Source organism: Arthrobacter antibioticus (genome assembly GCF_030063205.1).
In the GTDB taxonomy this organism is placed as follows: Bacteria; Actinomycetota; Actinomycetes; order Actinomycetales; family Micrococcaceae; genus Specibacter.
The window spans coordinates 1,012,657-1,032,133 of record NZ_JASISQ010000001.1 but is presented as its reverse complement, the minus strand read 5'-3'; the positions used below and the strand labels follow the sequence as shown (position 1 = coordinate 1,032,133).

Sequence of the window (19,477 nt, the reverse complement as noted above, 5' to 3'; positions counted from 1 at the left end):
CTTGGCTGAAGCTGTGAGTAAGACCACCTGAGCAGAAGCAATGGGTAACGTTCAGGTAACCTAGGGTGTTAGACCTTGGCATTGTTATGCCCATAATTTTCACCACGCTATACAGGAGAGTTTGTGAACGCTGACTTAGTCGTCGTTGGTTCGGGTTTCTTTGGCCTGACTATTGCAGAACGTGCCGCCACAGAGTTGGGACTGAAGGTGGTCGTTTTGGACCGCCGCCACCACATCGGCGGCAATGCCTACAGCGAGAACGAGGCCCAGACAGGCATTGAGGTGCACCGTTACGGTGCGCATCTGTTCCACACTTCCAATGAGCGTGTGTGGGAGTATGTGAACCGTTTTACCCAGTTCACCAACTACCAGCACAAGGTTTATACCTCCCATAAGGGTGAGGTTTACCAAATGCCCATTAACCTGGGCACGATTAACCAATTCTTCCGTTCCTCAATGGGCCCGGGTGAGGCGCGGGCGCTGATCCAGGAGCAGGCCGGGGAACTTGCCGGAACAGACCCGAGCAACTTGAATGACAAGGGCATCCAGCTGATCGGGCGCCCCTTGTATGAGGCGTTCATCAAGCATTACACCGGCAAGCAGTGGCAGACGGATCCCAAGGATCTGCCGGCGGAGATCATTTCCCGACTGCCTGTTCGTTACAACTATGACAACCGGTACTTCAGCGACACCCATGAGGGATTGCCGGTTGACGGCTACACCGCGTGGATTGAGCGGATGGCGGACCACCCGAACATTGAAGTTGTGCTGAATACTGACTTCTTTGACGACGGTCAGTACGGTCGTAAGGCTGTTACCGGCCAGGTCCCTGTCATTTACACGGGTGCAGTGGACCGTTACTTTGATTATGCCGAGGGTGATCTGTCTTGGCGGACCATTGATTTGGAGCAGGAAGTTCTCCCAATCGAGGACTTCCAGGGCTGTTCAGTCATGAACTACCCGGATGAGAATGTGCCTTACACGCGTATCCACGAGTTCCGTCACTTCCACCCAGAGCGTGCCTACACCAAGGACGCCACTGTCATCATGCGTGAGTTCTCGCGTTTCGCCGAGAAGGGCGACGAGCCTTATTACCCGGTCAACACAACAGATGACCGCAACAAACTGCTGGCCTACCGCGACCTTGCTCGCGGAGAGTCCAACGTGCTGTTTGGTGGCCGCCTCGGCACGTACAAGTACCTGGATATGCACATGGCCATCGGATCGGCCCTGAACATGTATGACAACAAGATCAAGCCACACTTCACCGGTGGTGCGAAGCTGCAAAGCGGAGGAGTTGACGCGTGAGCGTAACTGAAACGATGGAAGAAACGACGCCGACACCAGAGACTCAGCAGTGGCGCACACTTCAGCGCGTCATTCTGCCGAACAGCGATCAGATGGAGACTCTGCCGTTGTACATCGATGCAGGGCTCGCCATCAGTGCTGCCGCCGAGACGGAAGAAGCTTTCGGCTCACGACGCGAAGCTGTCATGGCGTCGGCCATGGTTTTGGCTGCGCAGACGCCAGCCCACGCCGATGACATCCTTTCCCGCGATTCCATGACCGTTCGCGCTGGAGAGCGTGTGTCTTTCGGGACCTACTTCAACGCATTTGCGGCGAGTTACTGGCGCCGCTGGACAACAGTCCGTGACGTTCGTCTTTCCGTCAGGACTTCTGGACAGGGGCTCGTGAGCGTTTACAAGTCCAATGCGCGCGGGTCTTTGCAGCATGTGGAGTCAATTCAAGTTTCCGGAAACAATGACGTCACCGACTTCGACCTTAGCTTGAATCCATTCGGCGACGGTGGGTGGTATTGGTTTGACGTTTCAGGTGGAGCTGAACAGTTCGAATTCCTAGGAGCCGAATGGCTGACGGAGGCGGAGCGAAGGATTGACGGCTCATTGACTGTGGAAATCACTACGATGAACAAGCAGTCATTCTGTATCAACAACTTGGAGTTGCTCGCATCCGATATTGAGTGCCTGAAGAATGTTCGGGAAGTTATTGTCGTTGACCAAGGATCGCAGAAGGTCACTGAAGCTGAGGGTTTTGATGATGTGGCATCTGCCTTGGCCGGAAAATTGCGGATGATCAATCAGGACAATCTTGGTGGATCGGGTGGTTTTGCCCGTGGCATGTATGAGGCTGTGGAGAACGGAAGTGACTACGTCCTGCTGCTGGACGACGATGTTGTTCTGGAAACGGAGAGCATCGAGCGTATGATCACGTTTGCGGACTTCTGCAAGAAGCCATCTATCGTGGGCGGTCACATGTTTGACCTGCACGATCGCAATATTCTGCACACTTTCGGCGAAACCATCGAACCATACTCGATCCGCCCAGTAGAACCCAACCCGGGTCAGCGTATGCGTCATGACTTTAGCCAGGGTAACTTGCGACAGACCGCATGGATGCACCGTCGCGTTGACGTGGATTACAACGGCTGGTGGATGTGCCTGATCCCCACTGAGGTCATCCGTGAAATTGGCTTGGCGCTCCCTGTTTTCATCAAATGGGACGACCAAGAATACGGTGTGCGCGCAAAGGCGGCAGGATTCCCCACTATTTCCTTGCCCGGCTCCGCTGTGTGGCATATTTCTTGGATTGACAAGGATGACTCTGTTGACTGGCAGGCATATTTCCATGCACGCAACAGATACATTTATGCTTTGCTGCACAGCCCTTACAAGCTGGCTGGCGGATTGTTCGAACACGCTTTTAAAACTGACGTCAAACACCTGATGTCCATGCAGTATTTTACAGTTCAGTCCAGAATGCAGGCTATGCAGGATCTGCTGCGGGGACCTGACGTTTTGCACGAGATCCTCGGCACCAAATTGGGTGAGATTCGCAAGTTGGGTACTGAGTACTCGGAAACACAGTTCCAGCCAGACTTGGATGATTTTCCGCAACTAAGGTCCAACAAGCTTCCGCGGCGAGGCAAGGGATTCCATCCGCCGAGCTATGCAACGTTGGCCCCATGGGCGGTTCGCAACGTTGTGCGCCAGTTGGTAAAGCCCGTCCAAGAAGTGAATCAGGAGCACCCTGAAGCTTTGATTGCCCACCAAGATAACAAATGGTGGCGGATTTCCCAGTTCGACAGCGCATTGGTATCCAAGGCTGATGGGACAAGTGTTTCTTGGTATAAGCGGGACCCGCAAAAGGTGCGCAAATCCATTGCTTCGAGCGGACGGGTATACGCAGATCTGATGAGAAATTGGAGTCGGCTCAGTGCCGAATACAGGGAGGCGCTGCCTAGAATTACCTCCATGGAGCAATGGGGTAAGACGTTTGCCGCACACAGTGGAAAAAGCGAGAACTAGTCGATTATGACCCATCAGAATGATGAGCTGGTCCGCCCTGGAGTGAGTGGCGGACTAGCAGATGTGGTTCGGGCTCGGTTCCTTCTGAAGTTGCTTGTGCGTAAGGAACTCAAAGTTCGATACCGGGGCTCTGTCTTGGGCATTCTGTGGTCATATGTGAAGCCAGGAGTGCAATTTCTTGTTTTCTACGTCGCACTAGGAGTTTTCCTAGGCCTTGAGCAAAGTCCCACCAACAAGAGCGGCTTGCCCAACTACGCAATTTACCTTTTCTCGGGCATTATTCTGATTAACTTCTTTACGGAAGCCTTGGGCAATGCCGCGCGATCGATCGTCGGCAATGGGGGGCTGATTAAGAAGATTTACCTGCCACGCCAGTTATTCCCGATTGCTTCGGTGTGGGTGTCTGCCGTGCATTTTGTGCCACAACTGCTGATACTTGTCGCAGCCTGCCTGTTCTCAGGGTGGAGACCAAGCGCTATTCAGGTGACGGCTGCAATTGCTGGCTTTGTCATTGTGGCACTGCTTGCGACTGGGTTAGGGCTGTTGTTTGGTGCGGCCAACGTTTATTTTCGAGATTCTGAAAATTTCGTGGACATGTTGCTTATGGTCGCAACCTGGGCATCTCCTGTCATGTATTCATGGACGATGGTGCAGAGTAAGCTTGGTGAGACGTGGTATACGATTTACCAGACAAACCCGATCTCGATTGCTGTAGAAACCTTTCACTTCGCCTTCTGGGCGCCGACCACAACAAACGGGGCAGCCGAAGTTCCTCTGCACCTGCTGACTTTGTGGGTTCCCGTAGGGTTGCTAATTTCTGCCGGTATCCTGTTGTGGGGCCAGTTGACCTTTAAACGGCTTGAGGGCCGTTTTGCACAGGAGCTCTAAGATGACAACAGCAATAGAAGTGCGGGCTATCAACAAGGAGTTCGTGCTCCGCCATTCCCGATCATTGAAGGAAGCCTTTGTTTGGCTAGTAAAGGGCCGCAAAGGAGAGCTCTCTGAGAAGTTCCACGCGCTCAAGGGGGTGGACCTGATCGTTAACCAGGGAGAGACTGTGGCCTTGCTGGGGTTCAACGGCTCTGGGAAGTCAACGCTGCTCAAGCATATTTCCGGGGTTATGCTCCCCGACTCGGGCACGGTTCGCACACGCGGACGTGTTGCTGGCTTGATCGAAGTTGGGGCAGGATTCCACCATGACCTTTCAGGACGGGATAACGTCTACCTCAACGGAGCCATTTTAGGCATGTCGGAAGACCAAATCAACGAGCGGTTCCAGTCTATAGTTGAGTTCGCCGAAATTGGGAAGTTCATTGACACCGAAGTGAAATTCTACTCGTCGGGTATGTACCTGCGGCTTGCTTTTTCCGTCGCGGTCCATACCGATCCCGAGGTTTTCCTTGTCGATGAGATTCTGGCGGTGGGAGACGAACCTTTCCAGAGGAAGTGCATTGCGAAGATTCAGGAATTGGCGGCCGAGGGCAAGACTCTGCTGGTTGTCAGTCATGACTTGAATCTTGTTTCGCGTATCTGCGACCGGGGAGTCCTATTAGACCATGGCGAAATTATTTTCGACGGACCAATTGATGCTGCAGTGACTAAGATACGCGGTGAATAGGGCAGCGGCATACAGAGGAACAATCTCCGCGGGATAGGCCGCTTCACATAGCGGCCCCTCATGAAAGGGACTCATGTAGCAGGAAGAGTCTGCCGTCTGCATAGGACAGAATTCCTGTTTGTCTCAGGAATTCTTACGTTAGTCGGCTGTCCCAGAGCATTTCTTCGCAACGGTGGCGCTTTTGGATTCCGAAATCCACCAAGAAGTCAGAATCATATGTAGTAGCGATTACAGCAAGAAGCAATCGAACTCCTATTCCCCCGTCCATGGCTACTCAAAGTCGATTGGAAGGATTCTCACCGTGGAAGTAAGCACCAACAAGATCGAACAGCCTGTTAGTTTCATGCGGTTTCAAGATTGCCACAGCTAACAAAGGTTGCGACTGTCAAGTAGCAGACAAATCCGTGCTGTGCCATAGGGCTGGTTTGATGACGCTGAGAGCATTTTAGGTGGGTGCAGTGCCGATGTAGGGGTTGACAGCAAAGACACTATTGTGGGGAACTATTACCGTTTTGCTTTTCATGAGAGCCAGCCCGCTGAGTGTATCTGCGGTTGCCTGGATTTCATGTGGTCAAGAAACAAGTGAGAGACGGCACGAACGCAAAGATGGGTCGTATCCCCCGCGGAGTGGATAGCACTTTGATGGCGACGATGAGAGTGAACCGAGATCAGCTCAAATCTATTACCTTGTTCCGGAGGTAGAGCTACGACCAATACTCACTGCAAGTGGGATCGGATAGAGTGAACGTTGTTCGTGCCGTTGTTACCTGTTTGGCGAACGTGCCTTGGATGACGAGTGTGTCACAGTTGGGGTCGCCAACGTCTGTTGTACAAGCGGCTTTTGGTTTCAACTGCCATGACTGACAGGTGCCCTGAAGCGTCGTGAATAAAAGGGGGTATTGGGTTGGATTCGATATTCTGTTAGATAAACCGTGGCATCATCCCATCAACTCGGTGTTATTAATGCCCATAGTTAAAGGCTACAACTCGTGAAAATTGCTGTCATTGCGCTCGGTAAGATCGGATTGCCATTGGCAGTCCAGTTCGCTTCCAAGGGCCACGATGTGGTCGGTGTAGACGTCAACCAGACAGTGGTTGACCTAGTCAATTCTGGAAATGAACCGTTTCCCGGAGAAGCGCACTTGCAGGAGAAACTCTCTGATTTGGTCTGGGCCGGTAAGCTGAGAGCGACCACGGATTACGCTCAGGCCGTACCGGGAGCAGACGCTGTGGTTTTGGTGGTTCCCTTGTTTGTTGATCGAGACGCCAAACCTGATTTTGGGGGGATGGATATTGCCACTGCCGAACTAGCCCAGTATCTGACTCCCAACACACTCGTAGCCTACGAGACGACACTGCCTGTTGGTACGACCCGTAACCGTTGGAAGCCTGCGTTGGAAACTGGCTCGGGCCTTGTCGAGGGTGTTGACTTCCATCTGGTGTTTTCCCCGGAGCGTGTGCTCACCGGCCGAATTTTTGAAGACCTGCGCAAGTACCCCAAACTGGTGGGAGGATTATCCGATGCCGGGGCTGCCGCAGCTGTTGGGTTTTATGAGATGATGCTGGACTTTGACGATCGCCCCGATCTGAACCGCCCCAATGGCGTCTGGAATCTCGGGTCCGCCGAGGGTGCCGAACTTGCGAAGTTGGCTGAGACCACTTACCGGGATGTCAACATCGGATTGGCGAATCAGTTCGCACGCTTCGCCGCCAGTTCAGGAATTGACATCTACCAAGTAATCGAGGCCTCCAATTCGCAGCCGTTTAGTCACATTCACCAGCCCGGTATTGCCGTTGGAGGGCACTGCATCCCCGTTTATCCGCGTCTTTACCTGTGGAATGATCCGGACGCCACCGTGGTTCGTGCCGCACGTGATGCCAATGCTGGCATGCCCGATTACACGATAGGTTTACTCGAAGGCGCCTACGGCGACTTGAACGGGGCTCGTGTTGTCGTTCTTGGTGCCGCCTATCGCGGAGGCGTAAAGGAAACTGCTTTCTCAGGCGTATTCGATGCTGTTGCAGCCATCACACGACGGGGCGGTACTGCGTTAGTCCACGACCCTATGTACACCGATGAAGAGCTGACTAAGCTTGGATTTATGCCTTACCATCTCGGGGAGATAGTCGAGGCCGCGGTCGTGCAGGCCGATCACTCCGAGTACCGCGAGATCAACAGGGAAGACCTGCCCGGGATCAAAGTCTTTGTTGACGGCCGGCGTGTCAGCTCTGCAGACAAATGGGATGGCGTCACATACCGTGTCATTGGCAAGTCGTAATACGTTCTCACCACCCACCGTCAGATGACTCAGTATCAATACCCTCGCACCCATCATCGATGCTGAGGGGCAGTTCATTTTGGGGTCTTTATGACACGGTAGTCCTCAAGGTTGAAGATCGTGGTGGCAGCATCAGGCTGCGGCAAAGTAAGCTCTGTCAAGGCCCGTAGTACTGTCATTGATGAATACGTCAGAACATCCATCACAACGCAGGCTACAGGCCACCTTCGTTCAAGGACACGAAACCAGATTTCACCACGAACCACGGAGAGCCGGGTAGGCTCTTCGTGGTTCGTGGGGATTCGGGTTCCCGGGTGAGTGTCATGCCGTCGTTCGGGCGGCACTTCTTAGGAGAATAACTGATTTGTAGTTGTTTCGGTTGCGGTAGCCACGTGCGGTGCGTTTGATGTTCTTGATGGTGGTGTTGTTGGCTTCGACTTTTCCGGTGGTCGCGCCGGTGACGATGAGGACTTCGATCTCTTTCCACCATCGGCAAATGGTGCGCCAGAGCCTGGTGGTTTCTGGTTGATTGGATTCCTTCACCAAGTATTCGAGGTGCTCCTTGGCCAGCTCTGCGTCCTCTAAAGAACCAGTGCGCAGCAGTGCCCGGACTTATTCCTTCACCTCCCAGGCTGCTCTGAGTTTCCCGGTCGGATCATCGGTACCGAAGACCTTCTCCAGCCTGTCTTTGGCGCTGTCCGAGAGGGTCTCGCCGGCACGCAGGAGTAGCATCCGGTGCGCCCACGCTGGGTCAACTGCCCGGCCGCGCCGGCCGTGAATCTGGTGAGAGAGCTGCTGGCAGACCTCGGTCACAGCCTGGTTCGCCAGGGAGACTAGGTGGAAGTGATCCACTGCAACGGCCGTGCGGGGCAGCCACATTCGTAGTGCCTTGCGAAAAGCGGCTGAGGGGTCGATCGCGACGATGTGAACTCGCCAGGCGCCAGCGCAACGGGCGCTGGATGAGCCAGGCCCCGATACCTGTGTGGTCTCGGCCGTCGACAACTCCGAGTACTTGGCCGGTATCAAGATCCACGATCGTGCTCATCCAGGGCTCGTAACGAGTCCACGTCTTCGATGCTGGGTCCTGGAAGTAGCGCACAGACCGGAAACGGTGTTCGTCAATACCAAGCATCCGCGGAGCCAGCTCATCGACGTTAGGCAAAGTGATGATGGCTGCTTCATTAACTGCAGCCCTGACCATCCACCACGAGACCGCGAACCTCGCTGCGGTCTCTGACATCGCCAGCCCGGAGCGGATCACCGCATCCACCAAGTGGTCCCGGAGTCTACCTGTGGAGCGTGCCCGGGATGGGACTTGGGTCGTGGATTCAAAGAACGACAGTCTCTCACAGAGAGGCTCATGGCAATACCAGCGGTACTTGCGCCACAGCACTTCAATCTTCCCAGCGACTGGGATGTCGCGGATCCTTTGGAAGCGGCGTTCCTTCCGCCTCGTGGCGACCACACCACAACTAGGACAGCCCGGTGGCTGCTCGCTTTCAACAATCACTTGGCGGCAACCATCAGTAGTGATGGTCGTTGAGATGACACGGTAGTCAGGCAGATTGAAAAGGGTGGTGGCAGCGTCAACTGCCATGACGGTAGGCTCGTTCAAGGCTCGTGGTCCTGTTCCAGGTTGAATGCTTAGACACACTCATCCCAACAGGGCCACGGGCCCTTTGCATAGCTAAATCAAGAACTCAAACCCCCACCAACCACCAAGAGCCCTCAAAGCCTCAAATACTCATGTAAAAGATGCAGGCGTCTGAACTCTCAGCATCGGAGGGCTACGGTCACATTCGTGCAACAACACGAAGTTAGGGTTCTTCACGAAATACTGGCGCTCCGTTTAGCAAGCAATAAGTTTGTAAAGCTTGGCTTCGCCAACCTGACTGACTAGTTCGAACGCGCTGGAGTTCTCCAAGTTGTCTAATCCGGCGAAGACATGCCTTCCACCATGAACTTCTCTGGCTCCGAAGTCAAGAACATATCGCACACGCGTGGCCTTAACAGCAAGACAAACTTCGGGATCTGTTGCTGCATCTCTCAGGTGGGCATTTATGATTTCCACGTTGTGTGAATAAGTACTCAGCGTGTGCATGGACGTTGTCCAGCGATCGCCTAAGGCGAAAGCCATAGCCGCTCCTGTCCAAGGACTCACGGCTATAACATCGTCGGCGGGCACTAGGCGGTCGAGTTTAGTTATCAGGGCAAGCTCATCAATAGACACGAGCGCTGCGTCCTCGGATTCTTCGTAGGTCATAGCTGCCGACCTGTTTGCAAACTTCATGGCCGAGCCCTGCAAGCCGATGGCTAAGAAAACCAAGACTAAGACCCCCGCTACTGTTCGCAGACCGAAATGTACCTTTGGAGAGACGCGATCAACTACATTCCCTGCGAGGGTGCTGGTCTCAGTTTTGACTTTTACTAACTGATGAATCCAATCAAATCCCAAGGCTGCTAGTGGGAGCGCAGTGACGGGGAGGATAGCAGCCAGCCTGAAACTGTCGTTGTACCAGACTCCCGTTATAGCAGACCGAAAGTCAGCCTGAGGGAAACTGCTGACGATTACAAAAAGTGCCGACGTGACCATGAAGCATCCAAGAAGCCAGCCGTTGTTACCAGCTCGAATGGCAGCATAGATTCCAACTACCATTAGGATACTGACAATCCATGCGGCGGGTCGGCCCATAGCTGAGTTAGTAAGGATTTCGCCGATTGAGCTCGCAGGCAAGTTCCTTGGTGCCCAAGTGGATGCTTCAGCAGGTGGCCGAACCGAATCCCAGACTCTAGCAAGAACTACGGAAGCTATGATCAGTGACGAAATGATCACAACAGTTTCTCCCTTGTGTGCTCGCCAAAACCTGGTCTTGAAGTATCGTCGCCAGAACGCCACCAGAATTATGGGGAGACTCAGGGCAAGTAAAGTCATGAACCCATTGGGGTGGGCTATGGCCAGAGCAATTGCGGACACAGGCGCTGCCGCATATCGGGCTGCTCGAACCCATTTGAAGTCAGTGCTAAGGCCGAAGAATATTGCGACGGTAGCTAACGCGAAAGGAAGCATGGCTATCGCTAAAAAATTCGGATATAGGACACCAAAATCGAGAAGCAGGATTGGAAATGATGAGAAACTTGCTGCCAAAACACCGGCGAAAGCCACAGCCCAAGGCTTTTGGCCCACAATGACACGCGTGAGAAACATACATCCCAATGTCCAAACCAGCGCTGCGATAGTGAGGTTGAGAACGTTTACACTAACACTCAGCGGTGATCCGGTCAGCTGGATTAAGAGGGCAGCTAGACCATGCCAAGCAGCGGGGTAGAAAGTTGGTGGCAGATCGCCGGAGTTGATGGCTGCAACAGTCATCGAAGAAGCATTGCCGGTTTCCAAAATGTAACGAACGGCATTTAGGTGGAAAATATTATCGAAGCTCTGGGAAATATTCATTGGAGCGCCAAACACGCGGGTTAATTGGCGAGCGATGGTCAGGGAGCCAATTACAAAACCTGCGCTTTGAATGGCGCCGGCATGGCTAAAGTGCATCTTATGTTTAGTGAACGTAACGCTTCGTGTTCTATTTACACACCACTTGAGGAACCAAACAACCAAAGAGGCTGCTAGGACCGTAATGACGACGGGGACGACGGACCATCGAATACCGACGGCGCCACACAGAATGGCGGTGACTGAAGTGAAAGCAACCGTAATTACTGGAGATGATGCCAATAGAGACAAACCGCGCAAGCCCAAAATAGTACCGAAAACTAGTCCAGGTGCGAACAAGAGTATGACGCACGCAACAATAGTCGGTAACGTTGCTAGCCAGGTCATTCAGATTCCATTCGGTAAACATAATAGGGCTAGAGAGAGGTTGTTGAGGAAGTGAGGTTGGCTCGTAAACTTGCAAGTCACTAGGGTGTCAAGGTGTGTGGCTATACATTCTCGGACCCAAGTAGACCAAGAAGATAGGAGCCGTATCCGCTCTTGACTAGGGGTTCCGCCCGCTCCCTCAATTCGTCATTAGTGAGGAACCCAACACGCCAAGCAACTTCTTCCGGCGACCCAATCTTGAGATCTTGTCGATTTTCAACGGTGCGAACAAAATTTGAGGCATCGTTGAGATCAGAGAACGTCCCCGTATCCAACCAGGCGGTGCCTCGGGGTAATATTTCTACCCTGAGCTTGCCGCGTTCCAAGTAGTTTTTATTGATATCTGTTATTTCCAATTCCCCGCGAGAGGAGGGTTTGAGGCTCCGAGCGATCTCAACTACCTCATTATCGTAAAAGTACAATCCTGGTACCGCGTAGTTACTCCTAGGCTTTTCCGGCTTTTCTTCCAGCGAGATGGCACGCCCATCGCCGTCAAACTCGACAACCCCGTAGGCACTTGGGTTCCGGACCCAATAGCCAAAAATCGATCCTCCGTCGATGTTGGAATGGCGTCTGAGTTGCGTGCCCATACCCGGCCCGTAGAAGATGTTGTCACCAAGCGCGAGAGCCACTGAGCCGTGACCAATGTGTTTTGAGCCCAATACGAAGGCCTGAGCGAGGCCGTCGGGTGATGGTTGTTGTTTGTAGGTCAGGTTTACACCAAATTTTGATCCATCGCCGAGGAGCCGGTGGAATTGGTCAGCATCTTGAGGTGTTGTGATGATTAAGATGTCCTGTATCCCAGCAAGAATAAGCGTAGACAGCGGGTAATAGATCATTGGTTTGTCGTAAACAGGCACCAGCTGCTTGCTGATACCAAGTGTGATTGGGTGAAGCCTTGAGCCCGTGCCACCGGCTAATATGATTCCTCGCATTCGTAAATCATCCCGCACAAGGGTATTAACAGCAAAATAAGGTTCCGGCATGGCCTCGATTCAGGCAGTTAAGTGAGTTTTGCGTAGTTGGGCTGGCTAAGTACGGCGACCTACCGATGGATTTTGGGGTCAACGAGCCGGATTGTCTGATGACTGCTACTGCTGTCCAAGGTTTGGCTACTAGTGAGCTTCACACCGCAGCTGGAAGTCAGGAGAGACTATTTGTGTTTTTTGGCAGGCCGCACTAGGTTCCAAACACATGACGAGTCAAAGCCTTCGTGGCGACCATATTGCGAGTGACGATTGCCTGGGGGAGAAGGGCAAGGGCATGAGCGCGTGATGTCAAGCGCCACTTAGAGGCGCGCACCGTGCGCGTCCAGCCCAAACGTTGGGCGAGGTCCGCTGCAAGATTAAAATACTCGCGTTCACCCGAGAATCTCGATCCATCAACAAGTTTGAGGGAAGAAGCGCTGGAGGAGTGGCGGCGGTAGCGGAAGCATACTGTTGGATCGACAAGCAGCTGAGCTCCGCCGAAGACCATGTCCATGGTCAGTGCTACATCTTGGATGATTGGGAAGGCGTCACGGAAGTCGACTTCTTGAATCTTCTGTGTACGAAAAGCTAAAGATGGCCAATAGAGCCAGACCCCGAGCATGAGATTGGAGGCAAGGCTTTCACCCGAGAGGAGCTGCCGACCGTCGCTGCGGGGGCGGATGAGACGTTGCTTTATAGTGTCCACAAGTGTATGGACTCTGTTTCCATTTTCGTCGATAACTTGGACGCCGGGCTGGATAATTGAAGCATCTGGGAAGGCTCGATGGGCGGCCAAAATAGTGGAAACATAGTTTGGCATAAGTAGATCATCACAGCCTAAAACAACAAGCAGGTCACGTTGTGCCAATGATACGCACGTTCGAAAATTTGCAGTAATTCCCTCATTCAGTTCTTTGCGAATGAAGGTAATCTGAGAGTGATTGAGGTTCTTCAGATATTCCTGAACTGTGAAATCTTGGTAGGCGTCATCTACAACGGTCAGGTGCCAATCGTTCGTGTCTTGATTCAGAACGCTCTGGATAGTGGCTTTCATGTATTCAGGTTCGCCCCAGTAAGGGATAAAGATATCGAGGGACACTTATTCACCGTGTTCTTTCTTCAGCGAGAGGGACTGCAGCTGCTGGTTTGTAGCCTCCAACTGTGTTCTGAGAATTGCAACCTCTTCAGCTAGAGTGCGTGTCTCGTCCTCAACTGAAGAAATTTCCCATGACAGGTGGAGACAGACGCCCAACAGCAGAAGGATGCTGAGCATGAATAGAAGGTTGGATGGAATTTCGATCCCTACCAAGTCTGATGCAATGCTCAGAGCGTGCGGGAACGCCGCCAAGATTATAGTGAGAGCACCTACGACCAGCCAAAGAACCGCGTACTTTTCCCGCAACTTTTTTCGCCGAAGCATCTCAAAAACTAGGACAACGATGGCGACGGCCAGGATGAACGGGGCGAGATTGATCATGGTTTATTTTCCGCCGCCTTGGCTTTGATCTGGAGTGTGGATGGCTATTGTTGATCGTTGTCGAGTAAAAGCGAATATCAAGGCAAAAGCTGAGCGCCCAAGGTATAGGGCCGCTTTCAGTGGATTGTGGCTGGGTGTGCCACCCTGCCTGGGGCGCATTTCAACGGACACTTGAGTTACCTTGCATCCAGAACGGAGAGCTACGACCAACGAATCAATCGTGTCGCCTAAGTACTCTGCCGGGTAGTGATCGAGGTACTGGTCGATAGCCCGGGAGTTGGCGGCCCGGAAGCCACTGGTTACGTCTGTAAGGCGGGTCTTTGCAAGCCTAGAAATAACCTGCGCTAGGACAACCATGGCCCATTTACGGGGCCCGCTTACTGTGTAGTCGCCTCGATCGGCGAAACGAGCTCCAATGGAAATATCAGCAGTATCGAGGCCGGAAAGCACTACTGCAATATCGTTTGGGTTATGTTGGCCATCGGCGTCAACCTGGATTACTCGAGAATAACCAGTTCGGTGTGCGTACTTGAAGCCTGCTCGCATGGCCCCGCCAACACCTAGGTTGAAAGGCAGGTTGAGCAGAGTGGCGCCAGCTGCCGTAGCCACGGAGGCTGTCGAATCACTCGAGCCATCATTTACAACCAGTACGTCGTAAGAGTCATCTGCCGCCAGAACTTCACGCACCGTGTCGCCAACGGCTTCCTCTTCATTCCATGCGGGCATGATGATTAGAACGCGTTGGGGAGACATAGGTTTCATATCCTACAAACTATAGCAAGAGGATGCGCGCTGAAGAATTGGATGAGGCGGTGCTCCTAGGGTTCAGTCGTTGTCGATGGTGAATTTTTCGTTGGATATTCTCCCTTGAGAAGTCGGATCGCTGGGGCAAACAGAGCGATGAACAGGACGAATTCGCTGGCAGCCATACTCAATGCGATCCCTTCAGTATGCCCAGTGACCCCGGCGGCAATCATACCGCTTATACCTACTGCGGCAGCGGCAACTGTGCCAGTGAGTACCAGCCTGCTCTTACCAGCAGGTATGAGTAAATTTCTCACGAGAGGTTGACTGGCGGAGATAAAGGCAAAAGCTATGCCGTAGTAGAAACAAATGACTCTGTCCGCCCGTACCTGACCCGCGAAAACGATCTCGCTGACTGCGGGACCCAGCAACGTTAAAATTACTGCCCCTAACACTCCGAGTAGAAAATGTGAGTACATTGCTAGTAATTGTCTGTGGCGGCTGTTCGGTGCGTTGCGTTCGAGGACCCAGGCTTGGAGTGCATTACCGAGCGAAATTACACTAAACAGTCCAAACCTGTAGAGAGTGTCGGCAGTTGCTAGCGACCCTGAAGCTGCAGCTGTGGTTGTTGCAGTTGCTATGGGGACAGCAGTAAAAGCGTAACTGCTGTTGGCGACGTTGATTCCAGCCGTGTCTGTTTGGCTCCGTATTTCCTTAAAGGTTCGCCTAAAATTTGACGGAAACCAATTTCCTGCTGGCGAGTATTTACGGTGAAATACGCACAGAGAAATGGCTGTAGCCACTCCTAGCAGGCAGGTGTATGTCCATAACTGACTGGTCCAGAGTAGGAGCGGTATGGACATCATTGTTGCCAAAAATCTGGGTATGGTGTCGTATATAGCCAAGAGCCGTGGCTGCCCCAGTCCGATACAAAACCAAGCTGGTGACATGCCGATAAATGCTGATGCAAGAGCCATGCTGATAGCTTCCGAACGGAACTCAGCTCGAGCTGCTAAGCCGGTCACTACGATAGTGATAGGAATTACTGCTGCCATCAATGTCAACCGGGTACGAATGCTTGAAAGGTAGATCAGGCTCCGTTCCTGCAAGTGTTCTGTTCGAGCGATGGCCACGGGCCCGTCAACGTTCCATCCCCACATAATTACGGTGGTGGCAAATGTTCCGATGGCCTGACCGGTCATCACGCTGGAAACGCCCTGACCGCCTACGAAACCGGAGATAACAGGTAGCAGTAGGAGGGGGGTTACCAGCGACAGAAGAGGCAGGATCGTGAATCCCGATAGTCGCAGCAGAACAGTTTTCATATGATGGTGTGGATCCTCTAAAGGCGGGTACTTGTGTCGATCCTACGGGAACGAAAGTGTTAGGTGTGACGGTGCACTAGAATTATCCGTAAATCGTGGGCGCTTGATCAGGGGGCTTTCCTCTTCTGAAACTTGGTGGGTCTAAGTTGGTGCTTCCCGATGAGCGGACCGATGTAGTCCAGTGGGTCTTGGGCCCACAGTGGGTTGTTGAACTCTACCCTGCGCGTGAACCAGAATGGCCTCTGTAGAGCACCGATTCACCTAAGGTTTCACACGGCACGATTTTGGTGATTATGCGGGTCATGGACGATCTTGACGAAGGCGAATGCTTCGCGAGGTATCTACCCGTGGAGGGTCCTGATGACCACTTATACACTTCACCTGTTGCTGTTCGCTTTCAGCTATTCCTGTGCAGTGAGATCCCATGGAAGTCCTGGGTAAACGAAGAGGCCGAGAGTCGCGTTGGGATGCATGTTTCTATCGCGGCCAGGGCGTCATTTCTCAGGTCTTTGGGTTGGGAAATCGACTGTAGTCAGTCCATAGAAAGCACCTAGTGAGGCCTGATTTTTGATTTGTTCAGAGCTTATCCGGTGACAATAACCAAAGCTCCGGCGCCGTCGCGACGGATCTGACTAAGTATGGGGCGCAACAAAACGCGTCAGCCTCAGCCTCAGCCTCGGGTCGGCTTGGCACCGCCGTCGTCTGTTTAATGGACATACTCTCACATAGGAATCTCGATGGGACTGATTCATGCCGGGGACCATCATCAATTCTCTATGAACGCCTTGAGTCAACAACCAACGTGCGTAAGCTATTGGTCAAGTGCCACGTTCCAGACCGCTCAATTCCCACGGTCGTCTCCCCATTACCATTCCAGTCACCCGTGGTTGGTGTGTCAGAACGTATCCCGTATGCAAATACGGTGTTGGCAATAGGAGGGGAGAGGGTATCCGTCAGGTAGAAAAATCCGTTCCGCCAGACTCCGGTTGTGTCCTTCCCATCGCCATTCCAGTCCCCGACGAGGGGAGTATCTGCCCGGTTACCAAAATGGGTGACAATGTTGGCCTCAGGCCAAGTGGAGTGCGAATTAGTCATGTACCAACTACCCGCACGGAATACGCCAATGGATGTTCGTCCGTCGGCGTTCCAGTCACCCACAATGGGGATGTCGGTAGCGTTTCCATAATATTGAACTACATCGACGGAAAGCTTATTTAAATTGTTGTTCAAAAACCAACTGTTTCCTCGAACAACGCCAACGGTTTCGTGACCATCTCCGTTCCAATCACCGACGATGGGCTGATCGCCGGTGTCGCCGTAGTAGAAGCACCTGCTGGTATCCCGAGGCATTCCCATGCACCATTTGCCATTCTTGAACCACCCGATATAGCTCTTGTTGTCCCCCGCCCACTTTCCGCTGACGGAAGTTGCTCCTTTGGGCATACCGATGACGCTGGCCTTGACGCCACTGGCAAGCTCCCGGAGTTGTTCGATAGTCCCGTTGAAGACATTCTGGTCTCCGGGAAAGGTTGCTGGCTTGGTTTGTGCCTGATCTGCATAGTCGTTCGCATACTGCCAGAAGGTGTGTTTAGCCCATTTGCCTGGCATCCAAGGACTGGAGGCATAATATGCTGCAATCCAGAGCGGATTAGCGCTAGCAAAAGCTTGGCTCCCGCCAAGACACTGCTGCCAAAAATAGTAGCTTGTGTAGATCACGGCGTCGCGGCCTGTGGCAGCCCTGATAGTTTGCGTGAAATCTGATATCCAACCAACCAAGGCCGTTGGTGATAGTCCGTAGCACAAGTTTGTTTTGTCCGTTTTAACGTAGGGATTATCCTCTATGTCCAGGGCTGGTGGCAGAGTCATTCCGTCTGACGTCCATCCACCACCTGATTCAAGCATTACCTTTGCTTGAGATGAGCCGCTTGAGAGATTTGGCCTGGCGAAATGGTATCCGCCGCGGATTATTCCTACACCAGCAGCGCCATTATATTGCTGAGCGAAATAGTCGTTGAGGGTCCAGGGCCCTTCGGATGTTTTGACGTACGCGAAACGCGCACCGGCATTCTTCACCGCCACCCAGTTGACATTCCCTTGCCAACCGCTAACATCCAGCCCCAAAGGAAGGCCGTCGGTTCCTGGGGGCTGCTCGTTAACGGTCGGCTCCTTGAAAGTCGAAAAGGGCGAAGCCGCGTACAAGCCTGGTGAGTTGGGAATATTTTTTCCAGCTTGTCCCATCACCGCACCCCCGTCAACGGGGCGAAGTGCTACTTCCGGAGCCATAGTCGACGGGGGGCTGGGCACCAGAGATTGTTCTGGAACATTCGTGGGGGTAGAAGAGGGCTCTGCGACCGGAGCGTCTGATGCGGTGGTGTTTTGCTCGGGCTTGTTCTGAGTGGTTGCTGATTCGTCGGCAACAGCTGGAGGTACAGGTTGGACAGTGCCAGTAGGCGATGATTCCTGCGATTCCAAGGGTGCTTCATCTGCTGCAGGAGTCGCTGTAGCTGTTACTGGCGCCGCATTGGCGCCAGGTACGACCCCAAAACTCAACGCAGCTGCCAAGAGACATGCTGCAACTCTAACGAATTTCATGGATTCCTTATTTTGTTGGGATATAAGGGTTTTACTGTGGATCAATGTCCCAATGGCAACAGTCCACACTTTAGCTCAGATCCAAAATTGCGGCGCTCGGTTAGGCGCCTGTTACAAAGCCAGATACAGACAGAACTGAGAATTTGCCATCATTACTAGCGGCATCTCGTGAAGATACCAAAAAACGACGGTGAGATTCCCGATAAATCTGCGCTACCGGAAGGGCTAGGTAATCTAGCCAGAGGCTGGAGACTGTTCCCATATGATGTACGTATGCGAAATCTCCTTGTGACCGGTGGTGCCGGGTTCATTGGCTCCAATTTTGTCCATTACGTCCTTGAAAACACTGATTTGCACGTGACGGTGTTGGATAAGCTCACATATGCCGGTAATTTGGCGTCGTTGAAGGGGCTGCCGGAGGATCGGTATGTTTTTGTTCGTGGCGATATTTGTGACGCGGAACTTGTTGATGGGTTGGTGGCTAACGCGGATGCTGTGGTGCATTATGCGGCTGAATCGCATAACGATAACTCGCTCCATGACCCGCGCCCGTTTCTAGAGACGAACATTATTGGCACGTACACGTTGATTGAGGCTGCTCGGAAGCACAACACGAGGTTCCATCACATCTCAACTGATGAGGTGTACGGGGATCTTGAATTGGATGAGCCTCAGCGGTTCACTGAAGACACTGCGTATGCGCCCTCGAGCCCGTATTCCTCCACGAAGGCCGGCTCTGACATGCTGGTGCGTGCTTGGGTGCGTTCCTTTGGTTTGAAGGCGACCATCAGCAATTGCTCGAATAACTATGGCCCGTATCAGCACGTAGAGAAGTTCATTCCTCGCCAGATCACTAACGTCATTGACGGGATCCGGCCGAAGTTATACGGCAAGGGTGAGAACGTGCGTGACTGGATCCATGCCAATGACCATTCCTCGGCGGTGCTTGCCATCCTGGAAAAGGGCCGTATTGGTGAGACTTATCTAATAGGGGCAGATGGTGAGAAGAATAACAAGGATGTTATTGAGTTGATCCTCTCTCTTATGGGCCAGGCACCGGATGCTTATGATCATGTGGTGGACCGCCCCGGTCATGACCTGCGCTACGCGATAGAGTCACAGAAGCTACGCACGGAACTGGGGTGGAGTCCCTCGTTTGCTAACTTTGAAGCCGGGCTGCTGGACACCATCAAGTGGTACCAAGAAAGTCAGAGTTGGTGGCGTCCCCAGAAAGCCCAGACCGAGGCGAAGTACAAAGAACAGGGCCAGTAGTT

13 protein-coding genes and 2 pseudogenes are annotated in these 19,477 nt (G+C 52.9%); 6 read left to right on the top strand and 9 right to left on the bottom strand.

The annotated features are described in order from the left end of the window. The first annotated feature begins 123 nt into the window (after positions 1 to 123). From glf to QMG40_RS04720, 5 genes are all read left to right on the top strand, one after another. Positions 124 to 1,308: a UDP-galactopyranose mutase gene (glf, locus tag QMG40_RS04740; protein ID WP_283528408.1), complete on the top strand. Its 1,185-nt coding sequence runs from the start codon at positions 124 to 126 to the stop codon at positions 1,306 to 1,308. After that, on the top strand, positions 1,305 to 3,326 hold the full coding sequence (locus tag QMG40_RS04735) for a glycosyltransferase (protein WP_349361592.1): 2,022 nt from the start codon (positions 1,305 to 1,307) through the stop codon (positions 3,324 to 3,326). Before glf ends, QMG40_RS04735 begins: the two co-directional genes overlap by 4 nt. A gap of 6 nt (positions 3,327 to 3,332) precedes the next feature. Further along, entirely contained in the window at positions 3,333 to 4,214 is an 882-nt protein-coding gene (locus QMG40_RS04730; protein ID WP_283528406.1) for an ABC transporter permease, read from the top strand. A 1-nt stretch (position 4,215) separates the two neighbouring features. Further along, positions 4,216 to 4,944, top strand: a complete 729-nt coding sequence (locus tag QMG40_RS04725) for an ABC transporter ATP-binding protein (protein WP_283528404.1) — start codon at positions 4,216 to 4,218, stop codon at positions 4,942 to 4,944. A 989-nt stretch (positions 4,945 to 5,933) separates the two neighbouring features. Beyond that, positions 5,934 to 7,223 carry a nucleotide sugar dehydrogenase gene (locus QMG40_RS04720; RefSeq protein ID WP_283528401.1) on the top strand — a complete coding sequence of 430 codons (1,290 nt, stop codon included), beginning with the start codon at positions 5,934 to 5,936 and terminating at the stop codon, positions 7,221 to 7,223. A gap of 321 nt (positions 7,224 to 7,544) precedes the next feature. Here QMG40_RS04720 and QMG40_RS04715 read toward each other — a convergent pair. The 9 genes and pseudogenes from QMG40_RS04715 to QMG40_RS04675 form a co-directional block, all read right to left on the bottom strand. Continuing rightward, positions 7,545 to 8,102, bottom strand: a pseudogene (locus QMG40_RS04715) (ISL3 family transposase). Between the two features lie 538 nt (positions 8,103 to 8,640). Beyond that, a pseudogene (locus QMG40_RS04710) lies at positions 8,641 to 8,820 on the bottom strand (ISL3 family transposase); the annotation flags it as partial. A 252-nt stretch (positions 8,821 to 9,072) separates the two neighbouring features. Further along, the gene (locus QMG40_RS04705; protein ID WP_283528399.1) at positions 9,073 to 11,058 is read right to left on the bottom strand and encodes a DUF6541 family protein; all 1,986 of its coding nucleotides are present in this window, start codon (positions 11,056 to 11,058) and stop codon (positions 9,073 to 9,075) included. Between the two features lie 101 nt (positions 11,059 to 11,159). Beyond that, the gene (gene rfbA / locus QMG40_RS04700) at positions 11,160 to 12,032 is read right to left on the bottom strand and encodes a glucose-1-phosphate thymidylyltransferase RfbA (RefSeq protein WP_283528652.1); all 873 of its coding nucleotides are present in this window, start codon (positions 12,030 to 12,032) and stop codon (positions 11,160 to 11,162) included. Positions 12,033 to 12,276: 244 nt separating this feature from the next. Further along, a complete protein-coding gene (locus QMG40_RS04695; protein WP_283528397.1) occupies positions 12,277 to 13,164 on the bottom strand; it encodes a glycosyltransferase family 2 protein in 888 nt (295 codons plus the stop codon). Next, positions 13,165 to 13,542, bottom strand: coding sequence for a DUF2304 domain-containing protein (locus QMG40_RS04690; RefSeq protein WP_283528394.1), 378 nt, complete (start codon positions 13,540 to 13,542; stop codon positions 13,165 to 13,167). 3 nt (positions 13,543 to 13,545) lie between these two features. Beyond that, a complete protein-coding gene (locus QMG40_RS04685) occupies positions 13,546 to 14,295 on the bottom strand; it encodes a glycosyltransferase family 2 protein (RefSeq protein ID WP_283528392.1) in 750 nt (249 codons plus the stop codon). A 65-nt stretch (positions 14,296 to 14,360) separates the two neighbouring features. After that, the gene (locus QMG40_RS04680; protein WP_283528390.1) at positions 14,361 to 15,611 is read right to left on the bottom strand and encodes a polysaccharide biosynthesis protein; all 1,251 of its coding nucleotides are present in this window, start codon (positions 15,609 to 15,611) and stop codon (positions 14,361 to 14,363) included. 774 nt (positions 15,612 to 16,385) lie between these two features. Further along, positions 16,386 to 17,849 carry a GH25 family lysozyme gene (locus QMG40_RS04675; RefSeq protein ID WP_283528388.1) on the bottom strand — a complete coding sequence of 488 codons (1,464 nt, stop codon included), beginning with the start codon at positions 17,847 to 17,849 and terminating at the stop codon, positions 16,386 to 16,388. Positions 17,850 to 18,476: 627 nt separating this feature from the next. On the opposite strand from QMG40_RS04675, the gene rfbB reads away from it, so the two are divergent. After that, the gene (gene rfbB, locus QMG40_RS04670) at positions 18,477 to 19,475 is read left to right on the top strand and encodes a dTDP-glucose 4,6-dehydratase (RefSeq protein ID WP_283528386.1); all 999 of its coding nucleotides are present in this window, start codon (positions 18,477 to 18,479) and stop codon (positions 19,473 to 19,475) included. Positions 19,476 to 19,477 lie beyond the last annotated feature (2 nt).